Here is a 20342-nt window from a genome sequence, read left to right as displayed (position 1 = left end):
AAACTATCTTCCCGCTGCCGCTCGACTTGCATGTGTTAGGCCTGCCGCCAGCGTTCAATCTGAGCCATGATCAAACTCTTCAATTAAAGTTTTGTTGTTTGACTTATGTCAAACGGCTCAACGAATCCTGTTCGACTCCTATTTATTCGAAAATAAGTAGTAAGTCTTTGTACATATTGCTATGAACACTCATCACTCTCGTGAAAGAATTGGTTGATTTAAATTTTTGACTGCCAACCCGAAGGTTAAGCAGTTTCGATTAACTCAACACCTGTGAGTGTCCACACAGATTTGCTTGATAAATTGTTAAAGAGCATGGTTAGCGGCTTATTCAGCGTTTAACCCTTGACCCCGCTGGGTCAGTGGATGCGCATTATAGGGATATCAGATTTTACCGCAACCCCTTTGGCACGAATAATTACGAAAAACGACTCAAGCGCACACTTTTTAAACTAAAAGTGTATTTTAACGCCAACATTATCGAATTTGAGCTGGATTAAGGCAAAAGATGAGGTTAATCCTGCGCTAGAAATGACAAGAGCCAACCTATAGGTTAGCTCTTTATGCCATGTTGGATCGATTCTCTCGCAAACTCTCATCCAACAAGAGCGACAACTTGCGCCACTGGTTACTGTGATAGTTGCTGCTTGAGATGAACTTATCAGCAAATGTTTATCTGCTTATAAGTAGTAGTGCAGCGACTAGCCCAGGCTTTTTAAGTAAGCTGGCACATCGGCAATACTGTCGAGTACCACAGTCGCATCGCTGTCATCAGCAATAACCTTACCACTGCGCACTAATATACGTGTGGTCACGCCAGCAGCTTTCGCTGCCTGCATATCTTCGGCTTTGTCGCCAACCATGACTGAGAGTGCTAGGTCGATGTTTAAGAATTGCGCTGCATCATTGAGCATACCCGGCTTAGGTTTGCGGCAATCACAGTCGACCTTATATTCCCCTATGCCATTTTCAGCATGGTGCGGGCAATAGTAGATACCATCGAGTTCAACGCCTTTGTCGGCAAAGTTCCAATCCATCCACTCAGTTAAGCTGTGGAATTGATCTTCTGTGTACATACCACGGGCAATACCAGATTGATTTGTGACGACAACTAACTTGTAGCCCATTTCCTTCAAAGAGAGGCAAGATTCAAACACACCTTCGATATATTCGAAGTCATCCACTAAGTGGACATAACCATGATCTTTGTTAATCACGCCATCACGGTCTAAAAATACTGCTCGACTCACTGTAATACTCCAAAATCGCCTAAGGCGTTATCGCGCTATTATTCCATTCATTATCAGAAATTGCACCGCGAAGTTGTGCTTTTAGCGCTAAATTGAGCGTTGACGTTACTTATGGCGAGATGTAAACAAAACTGTCCCCAAAAGCCCCAGTGCTGGAAATGCCTTGTCCAACTTTCTCTACACCTTTGAGTTCATGCTCAATTGATGAGCCTGTGATCTGGCTAATCAAAGTACTTCATTACAAGAGATAAACAGCCCTCTGAGAAAAATGATAGCCGTTGCAATAGAGATTGATTCCAAGAACGGCGTTTAATAGAGAACGCTAGAACCATCAAAACCCTCGCCATTTGGGCATTGTTAATCCCTAAGATGCAGCACTCAATCAAGCATTCCCCTTTATTTGTGGTGTTTTTAACGGTAATCTTGGGCAGATAACGAGAAAATACCCGAAATAGACGGAAATAATGAGTCGAACTACGCCTATAGTCCACAAAACCCGCACCCAGTTAGTTGTTGAAGTGCTCAGAGAGAGAATTCTTTCAGGTGACATAGCCGCAGGAGAACCACTCAGACAAAGTGCCTTGGCTGAAGCGTTAAATGTCAGCCGTATTCCGGTGAGAGAAGCCTTATTGCAACTCGAAGCCGAAGGACTCGTTAAGTTTGAGCCCCATAAAGGTGCAACGGCGACCGTGTTATCCGTCGAGCAAGTCACCGAACTTTTTGAATTACGTGCCATGATCGAAACCGATCTGCTCGCTAAGGCGATCCCACTGCTTCAAGAAGCTGATTTAGAAAAAGCAGAACGTGTACTCGAACAATTGGAGTCGGCCTTCAAACATGAAGATGCCGTTGCCAGTTGGAGCGAGTTGAATACGCAATTTCACACTTGCTTATATCAGGCGGCTAATCGCCCACACACCCTTGAGGTTGTTCACGGCCTCAATACTAATTGTGATAGATACATTCGTTTGCAGTTATTGCTCGCTGGGGGGATTCCTGCTGCAGAGCATGAGCACAGAGCTTTGCTCAACCACTGCAAACTGAGAGAAACAGAAAAAGCGACGGCGCTACTGCGTCATCATATTCTGCATGCCGCAATGACAATTCGAGATCTCGTCGCCAAACAGGTGGTCTAGATCACGGACGGCCATTAGAGTTGCCGATAAGCTTTGTTGTCGATTCAAGGCAGCGCTCAGGTTCTGCCTTTTTTATTTGAGAGAAACCACCATGCAGTACGCTACTATCACAGGTTGGGGCAAATGTGTTCCACCAGCCACTCTGACCAACGATGATCTTGCGACCTTTATCGAGACATCCGACGAATGGATTAAATCTCGCACCGGCATCAGCCAGCGCCATATCAGTCATGTTAACACCTCTGAACTCGCTTCAGTTGCAGCACAACGTGCACTCGCAGCTGCGGGTATCGATGGCAGTGAAATCGACATGATCATTCTGGCTAGCGCCAGCCCAGACACTTTGATCCCGAATATCGCATCAACTGTACAAGCTAATATTGGCGCCAGTTGTGCCGCGTTCGACATCAATGCTGCCTGCAGTGGCTTTTTATATGGCTTAGGTTTAGCCAGCTCACAAATCAAGAGTGGCCAGAGCAAGAAAGTATTGGTGATTGGTGCCGAGCGTCTCTCTTTCTATTTAGATTGGTCACGCCGCGAAACTGCCGTGTTATTCGGTGATGGCGCAGGTGCCGTTATCGTTGAAGCAACAGATGTCGCCGGTGGCGTGCTCGGTTATGAGCTGAATAACGATCCTGAAGGTCGTGACATTCTTAAAGCGGGCTTTGGTACGGCGATGGACAGATTCTCTGCCGAGTCATTGGATTTCTTTATTGAATTCGATGGCCAAGAAATCTTCAAACGCGCGATTAACGGCATGAACAAGTTAAGCAATAAAGTGCTTGAAAAATGTGGCGTTGATAAAGATGAAGTGGATCTTGTTATCCCGCATCAAGCCAACGAGCGCATTATCGATACCTTAGTCAGCCGGATGAAAATTCCGAAAGAAAAAGCCTTCGTTAACATTGCCAATTATGGCAATACCTCGGCAGCAACCATTCCAATTGCGATTTGTGATGCATTAGAGCAAGGCGTGATTAAGCCGAATCAAACCATACTCTCTTGTGCCTTTGGTGCGGGCTTAACCTCTGCCGCACTCTTGCTGCAATGGGGCGATCGCGTGACGCCTATCAATATCAGTGATGCCGAGTTACCGCCTTGCGATAAAACGGGCATAGAGTTAGTCAAACGCGCTGTGGATTATTTTTGTAAGCCGTAAACGGTTACTGCAAAACGACAATATCGTGTTTTACTAAAACAAAAAGCCATCTTAATCGATGGCTTTTTTAGTTTATGACGACAGATCTTATTCATTCAGCTTGCTCATGATCATCTCATCCCAATAAATACCTTGATTAAAATGCTCGGCGAGTTTTTGATTTAACTCATTAAAACCTTTAACCACCTCTTCGCCCCTTTGGCTAATACAAGACCAGACAAATCGATGGCAGTTATTGTCAAATAAATCGTACTCACGATATTGATAAATCGCCTGCTCGGCGCGGGTCAACACTGCATCGGCGATGAGTGGTTGATGCAGATGATTACAGGCAAGATAGATTTGGCTGCCCGTTCGCCCCGCCAAGAAACGCTTTACCGACACCGCCCGCACCAACCCTGAACCGTGTAACTCAACTAAGCAATCGTCACCAAGCCAGATACCCGTATGTTCAATTACGCCAAAGACATAACAACAGACAATACTGCCTGGGATTGGCGCAACTTGTTTTAATCCCTTTTGCCATTGACTCGGCGCCGCCACCATAGCGCGATTGGCGACGGGATACTTAGGGGCCTTACCGAGTAATCTGTCGCGCTCAAGTTGCTGACGCTTCTCGCGCTCATCGGCCAACAAAACTGCGCCAATTACAGCACTGCCCATCCAAAGCAAAGGTAACGGCATCATGTTCTCCTACGCACTCACTTTAGTAGAGTGAAGTACAAGTTGGTTGGATTGCCAAGTTGGTGGCATTGATTTTAAACTTAAAAATTAAGCTTAAAACGGGTTAGAGAGTCTAGCCTGTAAGTGATTAACCTAAGATGAAACAGCTAAGTCGATTGCCGCAATAAATCTGCCACAGTTAGTTGCCCCGCCCCGCCCATGGCCGCCATTTGCGCCAATAATAATTCCCCGCAGGCTAAGGCATCGGTCAACGCACTGTGAGCGGTATAAATGGGTAAACCGTAACGTTCGCGGCAAGCGCCAAGGCGCAAACTGCCCTCTTTAATCACTGAGTGTTCCCGTAGCAAACGATGCCTTTCAAGCAAGAGTGTATCAATAGCAGGGAGTACGAGGGCTTGATGATAAATCGCCAATAAATCCTGCTGCAGAAAGCGACAATCTAGCGGAGCATGATGCGCGACCAGCACTCGACCATAGGTTTGATTGATAAACCAGCCCATGGCTTCCTCAATCGTCACCGCCTGCACCAGATGATTATCGAGGATCCCGTGGATCGTCGCGCTTTGGCCAACACTACCGCGAATTTGCACTAACTTTTGTTCGGCGCGCGCCAAAGGGATCTCGCCGCGCTCAATCGGCACTAAGCCAATACTGAGAATTTGATCTTGCTGCGGATTGAGACCTGTCATCTCTAAATCCATCGCCACCAAAGGTGCTTCGGATAACGGCATCGCCAGCAGAGGTAATAGCGATTGATAATAGCCCTTAAATAACTGATGTTGGCAACGTAGCGCCCGCCAATTAAGTTTCGTTTTCAGCAGCAGTGTATTCATATCAAAAACTTCGCATGAACTTCATCTTCATCCCCGCCTGCGCCTCATGCACCACTTTAAAGGCATCACGTAGCTGATGGCGGACCAGCGAAGATAAATGTGCGGGTAACAGATAATTGCTCACCTCTAGCCCGAGATTATGTTGATAACCTTGGTTCGATAACCGCATATGGGCGATAAACTCGTGGGCATCGGCAAGATTAAGCGCATCTTTACGGTTAAGGATATTAGCATCCATCAAGGCACGGATACGTTTCGCAGTATTCACTTCTTTGATCCCTGCAGACAGGGCATAAACACGGGCAATATCATTGATTAATGCATTGCCCTTATGCTTCAAATCTATGCCTTTGACTTCGCTGCCATCACGTTCGAGGACAAATTTGCGGAAAAAGCCCAGCGGTGGCGACTCCACCAGCGAATTGCCTGTCATGCCCGCGAGGAAAATATCGTTATCACGGGTTTGAGCCAAGACTTTATCCTGCAGCGCATCAAATAAGGTTTGTGGACCGTACACCGAGCGCATGTCGAAGAAGATACTGGCGTGCAGTAACGCCTTAGGCTCGGGCGTTATTACCCATTTTTCAAATACTTGTTGCCACTGTTTAAGCGACATTCGCCACTGTGGGTTTTGCGCCATAATGTTGCCGGGGCAAAACTCATAACCGCATTGGTCAAGCCCAGCGCACACCGCATGAGTTAAGGCATCGAAATAACCTTTGGCAAAATCATCCATCTCTTCTGCGACTAACAGGCCATTATCTTGATCTGAACACGCCGCTTGATCTTGGCGCCCCTGTGAGCCAAACGCCAACCAGCAAAAAGCCATGGGCGGCTCGCCGAGCAATTGTTGATTGAGCACGATTAATCGCCGTGTCAGCGCATCGGTGACTGACGTTAATACTCGGCCAATTTCTTCGGCTCTGGCATCGGCACTGATCAAATTTTGCAGTAACAGCGGAATTTGCTTACTGACGCTAATTAAACTGGCAAGATCCTGCTGGCGTTCAATCTCGCCAATCAACAGCAGCGGTTGCGAGCCCTGCCCGCGCAAGATGTCGGTACTGGTCACCATGCCGATAGCTTTATCTTGGTCGATAATGGGTAAGTGATGAATGTTATGCTCGCTCATCAGCAACATGGCCTCAAAAATCAACGCATTGGATGAAATTGAGATCGGCGAAACCGTCATGGCTTGATGCACTGCGATATGGCCGTCGAGCCCCGCCGCTAATACCCGATTACGCAAATCCTTATCGGTTAAAATCCCAACTAGCTTGTGATTATCCGTGACCAACAGGGATGACACTCGGCTGTTTCGCATTAAGAGTGCCGCCTGCGTCACGCTCGCGTGGGCATCAATAACAATAGGCGCGGATGACATTAACGTGCTGATCCGACTAGTGGTCGTCAGATCTTTCGCCTTAAAGCGAGCCTCATGACGTAAACGTTTAGCAAATGCGCGGGTAAAAAATTTATCGAAGTTGCGGCTCTCGCTTCTGAGATTATCGAACAAGCTTTGGGGCAAATGATAAACCAAACCGTCTTCGAGAATAGCGACCTTGTTGACGACTTTCTCCCCCGATAACAAGGTCGAAAAACCAAAAAACTCCCCCTCGCCGACTCTATCGACCAGCACGCCTTCAGGATCGCGCACCTCAAAGGCGCCGCTACGCACCATATACAACTTGGGCGAATTAGCATCGAAATTGACATAACCAGAGGCTTTACTGTAATACCCGACAGTGACAGCCTTAGCGCAGCGCACCACAACATCTTCAGGCAGAGTATCAAAGGGCACTAGCCCTTGTAGAAATTGCACTACGGGTTGTAACTCACTGGCATTCATAGGCAACACCTTCTTTTTAAGCGAAACTTTTACTTATATGTCATCACTATAGCCTGCATTGTCGCGGCGCTACATTCGACTAAAGTCAGCCCTAGGTTGAGTGCATTAACTCATCAATACCTTGGCTCACCAACTCACTCAACGACAGGAAAACATTTTCGAACGCAATAAAAAAGAGCGCCGAAGCGCTCTCTTGAGTTGATGCGAATGATTAAGCGATGAGCTTAGTGACCGCTCGCTTCACCCGAACCTTTAGGGAAGCGAATCGATTCAACCATTTCTTGAACATGCTGTGGTGTAGCCGTCGTGACTCGACTGACTAACGCTGCCACACCGAAGTTCACTAACATACCCACCATACCGATACCTTCTGGCGAAATACCAAGGAACCAGTTAGCGGCAACGTTATCGGCTGGATTCACAAACTTGAAGTAGATGATATAACCCGCAGTAAACAGTAAACCCGTTAACATACCGGCAATCGCGCCTTCTTTGTTCATTGTCTTAGAGAAGATACCCATGATGATCGCTGGGAACAATGAAGAAGCCGCTAACCCGAAGGCGAACGCCACCACCGCGGCCACAAAGCCTGGTGGATTCACCCCAAAGTAACCCGCAATCACAATGCCCACACCCGCTGCTAAACGAGCAAACATTAGCTCTTTTTTATCGGAGATATTTGGCATCAAGTTTTTCTTGAGTAAATCGTGTGAAACCGAGGTTGAAATCACCAACAACAAACCCGCAGAAGTTGACAAGGCCGCCGCTAAACCACCCGCTGCAACCAAAGCGATAACCCAGGCTGGCAAGTTGGCAATTTCTGGCGTCGCTAATACTATGATGTCGTTATCGATCTTCATTTCGTTTTTGCTAGCAGGATCCTCCATCTTGCCGGCTGCATAGTAAAGTTTGCCGTCGCCATTTTTGTCATTCCACTTGATCAAACCTGTTTTTTCCCAGTTTTTAATCCACTGCGGCGCAGACTCATAGGCCACACCTTGCGAATCAGCACCGTTAATGGTTTCAATCATGTTTACACGAGAGAACGCTGACAACGCTGGCACTGTGGTATACATGATACCGATGAACACTAATGCCCAACCCGCAGAGATACGCGCATCTTTCACTTTAGGTACAGTAAAGAAACGCACGATAACGTGGGGTAAACCCGCAGTACCCATCATTAACGCGCCAGTAATACAGAACACATCAATCATGCTCTTAGAACCGTCGGTGTAAGGGGCAAAGCCAAGTTCAGTTGACACATTGTTGAGTTTTTCAAGCAAGTAAACACCACTATTATTACCCGCGGCATCGAGCAGTTCAGCACCGAAACCCACTTGTGGAATAATGTGGCCTGTCATCATCACAGACAAGAATATGGCTGGCACCATGAAAGCGAAAATTAATACACAGTACTGAGCAACCTGAGTGTAAGTAATCCCTTTCATACCACCGAGTACGGCGTAGAAGAACACGACCGCCATACCGATATACACGCCCGTGTCGACTTCCACTTCTAAGAAGCGCGAGAACACCACGCCCACACCGCGCATTTGCCCTGCAATATAGGTAAAACAAATAAAGATGGCACAGATAACTGCGACAGTACGTGCCGCCTGTGAATAATAACGCTCACCAACGAAATCTGGCACAGTGAACTTACCAAACTTACGTAAATACGGCGCCATACACAGAGCCAACAATACGTAACCGCCCGTCCAGCCCATTAAGTACACGCTACCGTCGTAACCGACGAAAGACACAATACCCGCTAATGAAATAAACGACGCAGCCGACATCCAGTCCGCCGCCGTCGCCATACCGTTAACAACAGGGTGAACACCGCCACCTGCAACATAGAATTCTTTGGTTGAACCCGCTCGTGACCAGATTGCAATCCCAATGTAGAGCGCAAACGAGAGCCCTACGATAATATACGTTAGTGTTTGAACATCCATCTCAAAGCTCCTTAGTCTTCTTGTACGTTATATTTTTTATCTAAGGCGTTGGCTTTTGCCGCATAGACAAAAATAAGCGCAACGAATACATACATAGATCCCTGCTGTGCAAACCAGAAACCTAATTTAAATCCCATGAAATGAACTTCATTGAGTACATCAACCAATAAAATGCCGCATCCAAATGAGACTGCCGCCCAAATGGCTAATAAGCTCAGTACGAGACGTAAATTCTCGCGCCAGTAGCCTTTTGCCTTGTCGTTATTTTCAAAACCCATAGTGACTCCCCTGTGCTGTTTTAATTTTAAGTCTTGTTTAATCTAGCAACAGCTGGTGTGAGCACAATCACGACTTTCGTCTAACCCGTGATTCAAAACACTGTCCATAAATAGTGAATAGAAACAAATTCAACGAGTTAACAATGATTTTACATTTGGATACAGTTTCAACTTTTTCAACAGGTTAGACCAATGTCGAACAAGAATGAGTAAAAACATGGGGAATTGGGCGGCAGGAAAAGTAATAGATAGGAATAACTTGTTGTCTAAAATGGAAAAATCAGAAATTCAAACAGTTTTAATGATGACTGTAGACTGACATCATTTATGATTTTAGCGCTGATAATGGATGAGATATCATTTAATCAATAAGCCATTACCAATCACTCATTCAACTTACTTGACCACTACAGACCGCACAGCGATTTCACTTAAGAATAGTCATCGCCCAGTTTGGCTTACCAAAGTTGGCCACGAGTTATCTTTTGAGTTTAAGGCAAAAAATAACCCAGCCTAAACTGGGTTATTAACGTTAGATTGGCCAATGGCGGAATAATGACCTTGCAAGGTCGTAATCCTTTAACGGCGATAAACCAATTTTCCATTTATTAAACGCGGTTACTTCGCGGCTAAAAACTTCACTAAGGCCGCCAGCTCTTCTGGCGTGTGCGCGGTTGAGGTCAGCATATAACGGCCATTAACCAGTAATGACGGGACGCCCTTGATCCCAGCAAGCTCAGCTTGAGAGTCATAATTCATTAGAGTGAATTTGGCATCGACGGAATTCATCGCGGCATCAACATCATCCACCTTAGCACCTTGAGCGACAAAGAAAGCTTTAACTTGTTCGGGCGCAGTAAATTGCTCACCTTTCTCATGGATTTGCTTGAAAATAGCGCCATGGGTTTGCTTGGTCATCTTTAATTTTTGCGCCACATAGTAGGCAAGTTGGCTCAGTACCCAAGCAGGACGGCCAGCGCCAACCGGGGTCCGCTCAAAAGCGACATCTTTGCCGAGCAGTTGCACTGTCAAGTCCATAAGCGGTTCTTGTTTATAGCAATGCGGGCAGTTATAGGAGAAAAACTCCCGCAGCACAGGCTGTTGTGCTTCGGTAATTCCCGCTACCGTAACATAATCTTTGCCTTCTTCGAAACTTGCGGCCTGCAGTGCAAAGCTGGCACTCAGCATTAATCCGCACGCCAATGCGGCTATAGGTCGAACTCGATTAAACACGCTCATTATATTGTCTCTTTTTATTCGTCATTGATTTAAATAAGGATGACACATTCGCTCAAGCAAAACTTGGAAGCCAAAGATAACCTAAAAGCTCGGCTTTTACCTTTAACAATAATTAACCTTTCTCAACATGCCGCTAGCATATCCAGCGGAGAAGCATACTGATATCGAAAGCCTAAATCTGTGACAATGGCGTTAGCTTGGATGACTTTACTCGGCATGGATTGTTGATTAAATTCGGGCGCGACTAAACCTAGGGACTCGGCAGCAGCCTGATAAAACTCAGCTTTGGTAGGATGCATTGGCGCGCAGAGGTTATAAATCGGAGCCACAGCTAGCCCTATGCTCGTTGCCGCGAGTATCCGACTTACCGCACTAACACAATCACTTAAGTGAACTAAATTCACTGCCACATTGGCGCCACTGACATCAGTTTTCCCTGCAAGGAAACGTCCAGGATGACGTTTGGGACCTACGAGCCCCGCAAAGCGGACAATACAGCTATGGTGCCGCGCTTGAAATAAAGCTTCTGCATCTAATAGCACTTGGCTGTCGCTGGATTCTGCCAAGGCATCGGCTTCGGTCATCACTTTATCTTGGGCCGGATACACACCTGTGGTGCTGATAAACACAATCCGCTGATATTGCCAGCCTTGGGTTAATGCGATGAGTTGTTGTAATTCATCAAGATACGCGGCGTTACCGCGCTTTAATCGGGGAGGAATATTGACCACTAGATAATCGGTTTGAAATAAACCGCTTAACGCCTGAGCATCGGGGGCAGAGGGTGCTTCGCTGCCCAATTGCAGCGGATAGGCTTCAATCCCAACCTCAGTTAATATCGATAATTCATCGGCGCTACGCTTACAGCCTGTGACTCTGTAACCCTCTTGGACAAGCTGCTTTGCTAAGGCAAAACCAAACCATCCACAACCGACCAAGGCAACACTGGATTTAACTGCGCCGTTTTCTGCTTTTACATTCGCCATATTTGCCCTAAGGGAATCATATCAGCGGATAGAATACGGAACTTAGTGCATAAGATTCAAGTTTGTAGCGAACTAAAATAAAAACTAACCCCTTTATCGACTTGCAAGGTACGAATAGCGCCCTCTGACAACTCTTCCGCTTTGATGGCTTTTTGCACTGTTACGCCTTCGTCACTTAAGAAACGCAGCGAAGCATCACTCCCGTCCACTTTGCAAGCCCAGACTTGGGGCTGACTCACTTCTTTGGTGGTCATCATGACCTTTGCGACGCTATCATCCGATAACCTAACAATCGTCCCAGGGGGATAAATACCAAGAATTTTAACCAAAATAGCAATTAAAGATTCGGCATGTTTCGTTGCCCGATTTTTAAATAAATAGCCTAAGGCGACCTGAGGTGAAGATATTTGTTGGCCACTGAGTTGCTGATCGTAATCATTTGCCAAACTGACTATTTGAGTCGTGATCGGAATTTTATGATCAGTTAAACCATCGGGGAAACCGGAACCATCAATAAACTCATGGTGATGAAGCACAATATGTAGAACTTCCTTTGGGAACAATCCGGAACGGTTAAGCATGTCGTAGGCAAAGTTAGGGTGCATTTGCAGATAATTGGCTTCATGTGGTGTTAAGGCACCGCGCTTACGACGAATAACATCGGGCACTTTCAGTTTACCAATATCATGCAGCAAACTGCCAAGGGCAATATCACGCAGTTCCCTTGGGCTTAAATCGAGTGCATGCCCCATCATCATTGCCAATACCGCAACGGACACGCCGTGTTGAGTGACACTGACGTCACTATCCTCCATTCCAACCAAGGTGAGAAAAGGTTTTTCGACCTCTTGTAAATGACTTAACAAGTCTTCAACCAGTGCCGCCGATAACCGATAGGCGCCTTCTGGATCACTGACAATTTTACCAAACACATTACGGCAATTATTGACGTTTTCGAGAAAACGCTTTTGGCTTAAGCGAATAGCCTTGCGGGTATCGGCCTTGAGATCCCGTTCGGGTTCAACTGCAATTTGATCTTCAACATCCTCATCTTCCTTAATAACCTCAGATCCGGGATTCGACTCCGACAATAAAAGCACATAGGGGACACCTAGACCTCGTATCATCTCAATTTGAGCGGGACTGCTAATATCAACGCGATTAAATAAAAAGGGGTGATTCGTCCATGACAAAGGCAACTTGACTCTCATGCCAAGCTGAATTTCTGATAGTAATAATTTTCTTTGAGGTGCTTTTGCCACGCAATATGACTCCTTACAAATGTGATGCGGAGCATAAGCAGATGACCTCATCTGCGTATCCAACAGAGCACATTCGAGCTAAGTACATATAACTATAGATGATTCAAATCATTCGATGGAAAAATAAAGGAAAAATCCTTATCAAACTGAGGGATAGAACACATGACTTTATGCTCCACCACTTAGATATAAATAAAGTTGTTACATAACAATATGATAAAACTAAGGTTGGAGTAATTTAGGATCTTCTTTTAGCCAATCACGCAGGTAATAATGGAGTCGTTTCGATTTAATGAGATAAATGCTAGACCAGAACAAAATTAGCGCATCTAAAGCGAGGCTCCAATGGAACAGGAATTGTCCATGGATCAACCTTTGCCCCAACAAAACGCCATCAACAATCAGCAGCAACCACAGACCCCATTTTAAATGCACAAAAATAGGCCTTAACCATTGAGGTGAACGGCGACGTTCGGCAATCACCACAAGATAAATCAAAACCGCGCCCAGTCCCGCCCCGAGTGCTAGCAAAAAATCTGATTTTTCAGGGTAAAAAATCCTCACTAACTCAGAACGGTCACCCATCTGGGTCAGCGAGGCGATAAAAATGCACCAACCGCGCGCAAGATAAGCCAAGAGTGCATATAAAAAGATCGGCGGTTTAATATGGCCTTTATCATCGAGCCAAGTGATGTGACTAAAATTCAAATCGGTTTCCAATTAGCAAAATCTAAAACAGCATATCAAGGAGATGGTGCCAATCGCGGCTAATTCAATAGCCAAAGCAGACTATCTTTCCATGTCGTCATTTTTGCTCGGGCAAATAAAAATAGCGCCTTGGGCAAGGCGCTATTCAATGCTCACGATTCAGTGGTTTTTAAACTGTAGATGCGAAACGTCAGACCAAAGTCAACGGCCTTTTTCAGCCCACAGCAATCAAGCGTTCGCGGCGAGGAGTGCCAATAACTCATCCTCATCCATCACTTTAACGCCAAGCTCCTGCGCTTTAGCGAGTTTTGAACCTGCCGCCTCACCTGCCACTAAGCAATCGGTATTTTTCGACACACTGCCAGCAACTTTTGCACCCAGTGCCTGCAGCTGCGCCTTAGCATCATTACGATTGAGCTGATTTAACGCCCCAGTCAATACCCAAGTTTGGCCTTTAAGCGGCTGTGCATCTGCACTTGGCGCCTCAATGGCGGGCCAATGCACACCAGCAGCAATTAAGGCATCGATAACCTCAAGGTTATGCGGCTGAGCAAAAAAGTGCGCCACATGCTGGGCCACCACGGCGCCAACATCTTCCACTTCGGTTAACTGCTCCACAGTGGCCACCCGCAGCGCATCTAAACTGGCAAAGTGCGCCGCAAGGTTTGCCGCTGTCGCCTCGCCCACTTCGCGAATACCCAAAGCATATAAGAAACGCGCAAGTGTTGTAGTTTTGGCAGCTTCAATCGCCGCCGCTAAATTGGTTGCCGACTTCATCCCCATGCGGTCAAGCATAGTCATCATAGAAGCAGTGAGCTTAAACAGATCTGCAGGACTTTGGACGAGTTCTTTATCAATCAATTGCTCGACAACTTTATCGCCCATGCCATCAATATCTAAAGCCTTGCGGGATGCGAAATGCTTAATCGCTTCTTTACGCTGCGCTTCACAAAATAAACCACCGCTACAACGCGCCACTGCCTCACCTTCGAGACGCTCGACTAAACTACCGCACACAGGGCAATTATGCGGGAATACAATATCAGTCGCTGTTTCAGGGCGTCTTTCGGGCACTATGGCAACAATTTGTGGGATCACATCGCCGGCGCGGCGGATGATCACAGTGTCGCCGACTTTAATGCCTAAACGGGCAATTTCATCGGCATTGTGCAGCGTCGCATTCGATACCGTCACGCCGCCAACAAATACTGGCTTTAAGCGAGCCACTGGCGTGACAGCACCTGTGCGGCCCACTTGGAAATCGACGCCTTCAAGTAGAGTCATTTCTTCCTGTGCGGGGAATTTATAGGCAATCGCCCAGCGGGGAGATTTAGCCACAAAACCTAAACGTTGCTGCTGGGCAATATCGTTAACTTTCATCACGACGCCATCGATTTCAAAGGCTAAATCGCCGCGACGAGTGAGAATGTCTTTATAGTAGTCATAAACTTGGCTTAATTCAGCGCAGACTTTAATTTCGCTACTTACGGGTAAACCCCACGATTTAAGCTGCTGTAACTGCTCGAAATGGGTTTTAGCTAACGGATGAGAATCCGGCTCAACAACCCCTAACGCATAGGCATAAAAAGCCAATGAACGGGCAGCGGTAATTTTACTGTCGAGTTGTCGTAAGCTGCCAGCGGCGGCGTTACGGGGATTAACAAAGAGTTTTTCATCCTTGGCGCGCGCCCTGTCATTCAAAGCCTCAAAGGCCGCTTTTGGCATAAAGGCTTCACCGCGCACTTCGACGAGTTCAGGGAAATCATTCCCGCGCAGTTTAAGCGGTATCGATTTAATGGTTTTAACGTTTTCAGTGATATCTTCACCGACAGAACCATCGCCGCGGGTCGCGGCGCGCTCAAGTACGCCATTTCTATACAAGATACTCACGGCAAGGCCATCGAGTTTAGGCTCGCAGCAAAAACTCACCTCACCCACTTTATCGGTGACACGTTTGTGGAAAGCACTGAAATCCGCTTCATCGAAGGCATTATCTAAGCTCAACATAGGTTTAAGGTGAGTGATTTGATCAAATTTGGCGAGCGCCAATCCGCCCACCCTTTGAGTCGGTGAATCAGCCACAATCAAATGGGGATATAACGCCTCAAGCTTGAGTAAACACTGCATCAACCTGTCGTACTCAGAATCAGTAATGCTCGGCGCATCATCCACATAGTAACGAATGTTGTGCTCGTTCAGTGATTGACTGAGCGCCTGCATCACCTGCGATGCGTTTTCAGGGTTAACGTCTTCTGACACTAGTGTATCGAGTTGAATGTCTTGCATATTCTTTATCCAGAATGCTTTAGATCACAAAAGTAGATCATAAAAAATGAGGCCGCAATCGCGGCCTCATCAATGTATTAACCGCCAAATTGCGGCGTCGGCTAAGCGTTAGCGCGAATACGGTGTAAATAATCTTGCTTAGTAAACTCGCCCCAAGGCAAACGTTGACCGTCGAGCACCACGGCATCGATCTCCTCAGCGAGTTGGCGCGCAGAGTTAAGCATAATCGAGAAGTTCATTAAAGCATCGCCGTAGCAAGGTAACGTCATGAAAAATACCACACCTTGAGTACTGAACTGCTCCATGTTGTCCGGATCAAACACGCCAGGTTTTAGCATGTTAGCAATAGAGAACAAGACTTTACCATTGCCCGCGTTATCCACATGGCGATGGAAAATGTTCATATCGCCATATTTAAAATTCAAAGTTAAGAAACAAGGTAGCAGTTCAGCGCCGTTCAGCTGTTGGCCATCTTTTGCGACCACATGTAAAACCAGCACGTCGCGTGGCTCACCTAACTCATCTTCAGCGGCTTGTTCAACATGCGCTACTTGTTGATGATCTGTTTTATATTCATTCTCTTCAAACAAAGCAGTTTGCTGCGGCGCGGCACGTAGCGCTTGTTCTTGCTCAGCGGCTTTTTGCGCCACAATAGCAGCATGGGATTGACCCATTTGCGGCACTTGCGTGCCCAAGACGGGCTCTTGGCGCGAAACTTTAGGACCGCGGTGTTGCTCTTTTGCAACTGGTGGCTGCAAGCTAAAATCAGGCTGAGCTGGAATAGGTTCGTGTTTCGTTTCTACCTTAAGCTCTGGTTTAAGCCCTTGTTTAAGTTCTGCTTTAATTTCTGGCGATGTCAATTCTTGCGTCTTAGTCTCTAGCTTCACTTCCTGCTTCAAATAAGGATTGGCCGCGAGAGTCTCGTTGTTAGGCGCAAGTTCGCCAGCTTTACGCACTCGCACAGCGCCAATACCGTCGGCATCAAATCCTTCGGCATCAATTCGCTTAGGGATCGACTCACCTTTCTCGGCCTGTTTCTTATAAAAATTGCCCATTGGACTATCTTTCAATGACTTAGGTTGTTGTCTTCTGATAGACCAAAATCCATGCACCAGCACAGCAACTATGGCTATGGCGCCTAAAACAAACAATACTAGTTGCAAATCTTCCATTGGTTACCCTGTCTTTGTTCTAGTTATCCAGCGTCAGCCATCGCCACCGCTTGCTCTATGTCTACCGCGACTATACGAGACACACCGGGCTCGTGCATAGTCACGCCTATAAGTTGATCAGCCATTTCCATGGTTATTTTGTTATGGCTGATATAAATAAACTGTACGCTCTGTGACATTTCTTTCAGTAATCGACAGAAACGTTCTACGTTGGCATCGTCTAATGGCGCATCCACTTCGTCTAGCATACAGAAGGGAGCAGGATTCAGCCTAAAAATTGCGAATACCAATGATAAAGCGGTTAAGGCTTTTTCACCACCCGAAAGAAGATGGATTGTGCTGTTCTTCTTACCTGGCGGCTGCGCCATGATAGTGACGCCAGTTTCTAGTAAATCATCGTCCGTTAACGCTAAGTAAGCTCGACCGCCACCAAACACCTTTGGAAATAAGCGTCCGAGATCTTCATTGACTGAGTCAAATGTCGTCTTAAAACGGCTGCGGGTTTCTTTGTCTATCTTACGGATCGCTTCCTCTAAGGTCGCCAGTCCCTTATTTAAATCGTCATCTTGATGATCAAGATAGGATTTACGCTCACTTTGCTGTTCAAATTCTTCGATAGCCGCCAGGTTAATCGCACCTAAGCGAACAATTTTCTGCCGTATTTGATCTAAATCACTTTGCCACTTATCAGGCATGCCCTCTGCGGGCAAGTTGCCGAGGATTTCAGACAGAACAATTTGCTGTTCCTGTAAGGCTTCCAGCTGACTATTGGCTTGGCCTTTTATTCCTTCACGACGTAACTTTAACGTGCTCAGGCTTTGAGTCAAGCCCTCAAGCTTACCAAGCTCTTGTTTTTGCTTTATTCCTATACTGTTTAATGTCTCTGTGAGCCCACTTTGCTGCTGACGGACGTTTTTTAAGCCCTGTTGTTGCTCATGTTGTTGCTGCAATAACTGCGTTAACTGCTCAGTTAGCTGCACACTATTTTGTACGCCACTCAATTGGGCGACTTTGGCAAGTTCGGCTAACACTAACTCACGGGTGTGGATAAGTTCATTGACACGCACTTGCTGTAATTCAATTTGTTCGGTACTGACGGCCATGCGCATCGTTACAGCTTGTAAGGCCGAAGTCGTGGTCGATAACTGACGTTCAACCTCTGTAATTCGCGCTTTCAATGCTTGATGGCGCACGCTATCGGCCTGCGTGTCTTGGGTGAGTTGCCGCTGAATATCAATACTCGCCTGCAACGCATCATCAAGTTCTGTTTCTTGCTCTGCCAATACTTCGCATTGCTCGCTCAAGCGTTCAAGGTCAATCAAGCTCACGCTTAATGCCGCTTCAAGTTTGCTCTGCTGCTCAGCGCGCGCCTTCAGTTGCTCAGTTAAGCCACTGAGCTGCATAGACTTTGTCGCTTTATCCAACTGTAATTGATGCGATTTTTGCGCGCCAGCAGTCAATTGTTGCCTTTGCTGCTGCAAGATAGCCGCAAGTTCCGCCATTTTATCTTGCTGAACGTGCAGAGATTGCTGTAAATCGAGGATGTTTTGCGCTAGCTGAGCTTGCTCTTTGCTGAGCTGCACCAGTGACTGAGCGCCCTCAGTCTTAGTGATTAAAAAACCTTGACCGAGGAGATATCCGTCGGCGGTGACAATCCGCTCATCACTCTTTAACTGTGGCAGTAGTTGTTTTGCCGCGTGAATATCTTTTGCCCACTTAAGCCCCGCTAACCAAGGGGCAAGATTCACCTCAGCTTGTAAGTACTCACTTTGGGTGGATTGCGACGTTAACGCTTGAAACCCCATTTCGGTTTCAGTGACGCCAACGGGCAAGGTCAACAAGCCATTTAGGGCGAGTTCGGCCGCGGTTTCCCAACCATTTTCAACAGTTAAACTCTGCCATAACTGCGGTTTATCACTTTGCTGTTCCTGCTTAGTCAACCACTGCTCAACCAGCTCATGGCGCGCTTTGGTCGCAGTTAATTGCTGCTGAATCTGCTCGGCACTGTGGCGGGCGTCATCTAAAGCTTGCGTGCTTGCGCTAACCATTTGTTCTTGCTGATGATTAATCTCGGTTTGTAGCCTAGTGGCGTCTGCAAGAGACGCTATTTCTTGTTGCAGTGGCGTGATGTTTGAGGCGAGATCGCTGTCCACTAAAGCGACGAGCTGCGCTTGCTGCTCACTGCTTTGCAGCTGTTTATGCTGCAATAATTGCTGTTGATGCGCTAACTGACTGCGGCGCAGTTCAAGCTGTAACTTATGCTGCGAAACATCCACGGCCTGTTGGCGCGCCACTTCGGCCTGCTGCTGACTGCGCTCTATGCTCATTTCCCATTGGGATTGCAGCTCATCCATGATTTCTTGCTGTTCATCATGCTGCGGCCCAAGCTTGGCAAGCTCAAGTTCTAACGCGCTAAGACTCGCTTTATAGCCGTTGAGCTTATCGGTGTTTTGCAGGATCTGCTCTTTCACTTGCGCCAACTGGGTTTCGAGCTGGGCATCACGCTGCTTTTGATTCTGTAATTGTTGTTCTAACTTAGCGATGTCGGTGCCCGTCAGATAATAGGCTTCGACCGCGCGTTGTTCTTGCTCCGCTAATTGGGCGAGTTGCACTTGCAGTTCAGTGGTTTGCAATTCATCGGTTTGCGCCAGCGACTGCGCCGCAGCTTGCTGCACTTCGATGGCACGGATTTGCTCAGACAGACTCGCCATCTGATCTTGCAACTCTTGATAGCGCATCACGAGGAGTTCAGCATGGGTCTTGCGCTCGGCCTGTTTTAGCTCACGATATTGCTTAGCCGCCTTGGCCTGCTGCGCCAGTTTATCTAACTGTTTGCCGAGTTCACTGCGAATATCGCCTAAACGCTCGAGGTTTTCGCGGGTATGGCGGATACGGTTTTCGGTTTCGCGGCGGCGTTCTTTATAGCGAGAAATCCCTGCGGCTTCTTCAATAAAAGTGCGCAAGTCTTGGGGTTTAGATTCGATAAGGCGGGAAATAGTGCCTTGCTCAATAATGGCGTAACTGCGCGGACCAAGGCCTGTGCCCATAAACAAGTCGGTAATGTCTTTACGGCGACACTTTTGGCCATTGAGAAAATACCAAGACTCACCGTCTCGGCTCACCTGACGCTTAACGGCGATTTCTTCGTAACTGGCATACTGACCCGCGAGGCGACCCTCTTTGTTTTCAAAAATAAGTTCAACACCTGCCACAGACACAGGTTTTCGTGCGCTTGAGCCGTTAAAGATCACGTCGGCCATCGAATCACCGCGCAAGTGTTTCGCCGAACTTTCACCCAATACCCAACGCACGGCATCGATCACATTCGATTTACCGCAGCCATTTGGGCCAATAATGGCGGTTAATGCCTGTAAAAAAGGAATTTTAGTGGGATCGACAAACGACTTAAAGCCGGCAAGTTTTATCTGTTTTAATCTCATGGTGCCAGTTAGCGCGTCTCTGAAGTCTGGCCCGAAAATGAGCCCAGTGGTGCAAATACATTTATCGGCCAACTTTAACAAAGCAGGCTGCATTTTGTA

Annotated in this window: 15 protein-coding genes and 1 rRNA gene; 2 read left to right on the top strand and 14 right to left on the bottom strand. The window is 46.9% G+C overall.

Annotated elements, in window-relative coordinates; all coding sequences use genetic code 11:
• Both Q4Q46_RS18775 and gmhB read right to left on the bottom strand, forming a co-directional pair.
• Positions 1–86 (bottom strand): 16S ribosomal RNA (locus Q4Q46_RS18775); the annotation flags it as partial.
• Positions 87–701: 615 nt separating this feature from the next.
• Entirely contained in the window at positions 702–1250 is a 549-nt protein-coding gene (gene gmhB, locus Q4Q46_RS18770) for a D-glycero-beta-D-manno-heptose 1,7-bisphosphate 7-phosphatase (RefSeq protein WP_311906747.1), read from the bottom strand.
• A 464-nt stretch (positions 1251–1714) separates the two neighbouring features.
• Between gmhB and Q4Q46_RS18765 the strand changes: the two genes are divergently transcribed.
• Positions 1715–2386, top strand: a complete 672-nt coding sequence (locus Q4Q46_RS18765; protein ID WP_006082136.1) for a GntR family transcriptional regulator — start codon at positions 1715–1717, stop codon at positions 2384–2386.
• A gap of 91 nt (positions 2387–2477) precedes the next feature.
• Positions 2478–3545: a ketoacyl-ACP synthase III gene (locus tag Q4Q46_RS18760; protein WP_311906746.1), complete on the top strand. Its 1068-nt coding sequence runs from the start codon at positions 2478–2480 to the stop codon at positions 3543–3545.
• Positions 3546–3632: 87 nt separating this feature from the next.
• Here the strand turns inward: Q4Q46_RS18760 and Q4Q46_RS18755 are convergent, their stop codons facing one another.
• The 12 genes from Q4Q46_RS18755 to Q4Q46_RS18700 form a co-directional block, all read right to left on the bottom strand.
• On the bottom strand, positions 3633–4229 hold the full coding sequence (locus Q4Q46_RS18755) for a lecithin retinol acyltransferase family protein (protein ID WP_311906750.1): 597 nt from the start codon (positions 4227–4229) through the stop codon (positions 3633–3635).
• A gap of 146 nt (positions 4230–4375) precedes the next feature.
• Complete coding sequence (locus Q4Q46_RS18750) at positions 4376–5062, bottom strand: exonuclease domain-containing protein (protein WP_261273880.1); 687 nt, start codon at positions 5060–5062, stop codon at positions 4376–4378.
• Position 5063: 1 nt separating this feature from the next.
• Positions 5064–6911: a DUF294 nucleotidyltransferase-like domain-containing protein gene (locus tag Q4Q46_RS18745; RefSeq protein ID WP_107404312.1), complete on the bottom strand. Its 1848-nt coding sequence runs from the start codon at positions 6909–6911 to the stop codon at positions 5064–5066.
• Between the two features lie 224 nt (positions 6912–7135).
• On the bottom strand, positions 7136–8872 hold the full coding sequence (locus Q4Q46_RS18740; RefSeq protein WP_311906745.1) for a sodium:solute symporter family protein: 1737 nt from the start codon (positions 8870–8872) through the stop codon (positions 7136–7138).
• 11 nt (positions 8873–8883) lie between these two features.
• Entirely contained in the window at positions 8884–9150 is a 267-nt protein-coding gene (locus Q4Q46_RS18735; protein WP_106650870.1) for a DUF4212 domain-containing protein, read from the bottom strand.
• 618 nt (positions 9151–9768) lie between these two features.
• Entirely contained in the window at positions 9769–10389 is a 621-nt protein-coding gene (locus Q4Q46_RS18730) for a thiol:disulfide interchange protein DsbA/DsbL (RefSeq protein WP_311906744.1), read from the bottom strand.
• A gap of 122 nt (positions 10390–10511) precedes the next feature.
• The gene (locus tag Q4Q46_RS18725; RefSeq protein WP_311906742.1) at positions 10512–11375 is read right to left on the bottom strand and encodes a Rossmann-fold NAD(P)-binding domain-containing protein; all 864 of its coding nucleotides are present in this window, start codon (positions 11373–11375) and stop codon (positions 10512–10514) included.
• Between the two features lie 56 nt (positions 11376–11431).
• Positions 11432–12637: an HD-GYP domain-containing protein gene (locus Q4Q46_RS18720; RefSeq protein ID WP_311906741.1), complete on the bottom strand. Its 1206-nt coding sequence runs from the start codon at positions 12635–12637 to the stop codon at positions 11432–11434.
• Positions 12638–12859: 222 nt separating this feature from the next.
• A complete protein-coding gene (locus tag Q4Q46_RS18715; RefSeq protein WP_300482935.1) occupies positions 12860–13345 on the bottom strand; it encodes a DUF2919 domain-containing protein in 486 nt (161 codons plus the stop codon).
• Between the two features lie 228 nt (positions 13346–13573).
• Complete coding sequence (gene ligA / locus Q4Q46_RS18710) at positions 13574–15631, bottom strand: NAD-dependent DNA ligase LigA (RefSeq protein WP_311906740.1); 2058 nt, start codon at positions 15629–15631, stop codon at positions 13574–13576.
• Positions 15632–15732: 101 nt separating this feature from the next.
• Positions 15733–16803: a cell division protein ZipA gene (gene zipA / locus Q4Q46_RS18705; protein WP_311906739.1), complete on the bottom strand. Its 1071-nt coding sequence runs from the start codon at positions 16801–16803 to the stop codon at positions 15733–15735.
• A 23-nt stretch (positions 16804–16826) separates the two neighbouring features.
• Entirely contained in the window at positions 16827–20243 is a 3417-nt protein-coding gene (locus tag Q4Q46_RS18700; RefSeq protein WP_311906749.1) for a chromosome segregation protein SMC, read from the bottom strand.
• Positions 20244–20342: the final 99 nt, after the last annotated feature.

The organism is Shewanella vaxholmensis (assembly GCF_031932135.1).
Lineage (GTDB): Bacteria > Pseudomonadota > Gammaproteobacteria > Enterobacterales > Shewanellaceae > Shewanella > Shewanella hafniensis.
This window is presented reverse-complemented; position numbering and strand designations above follow the sequence as displayed.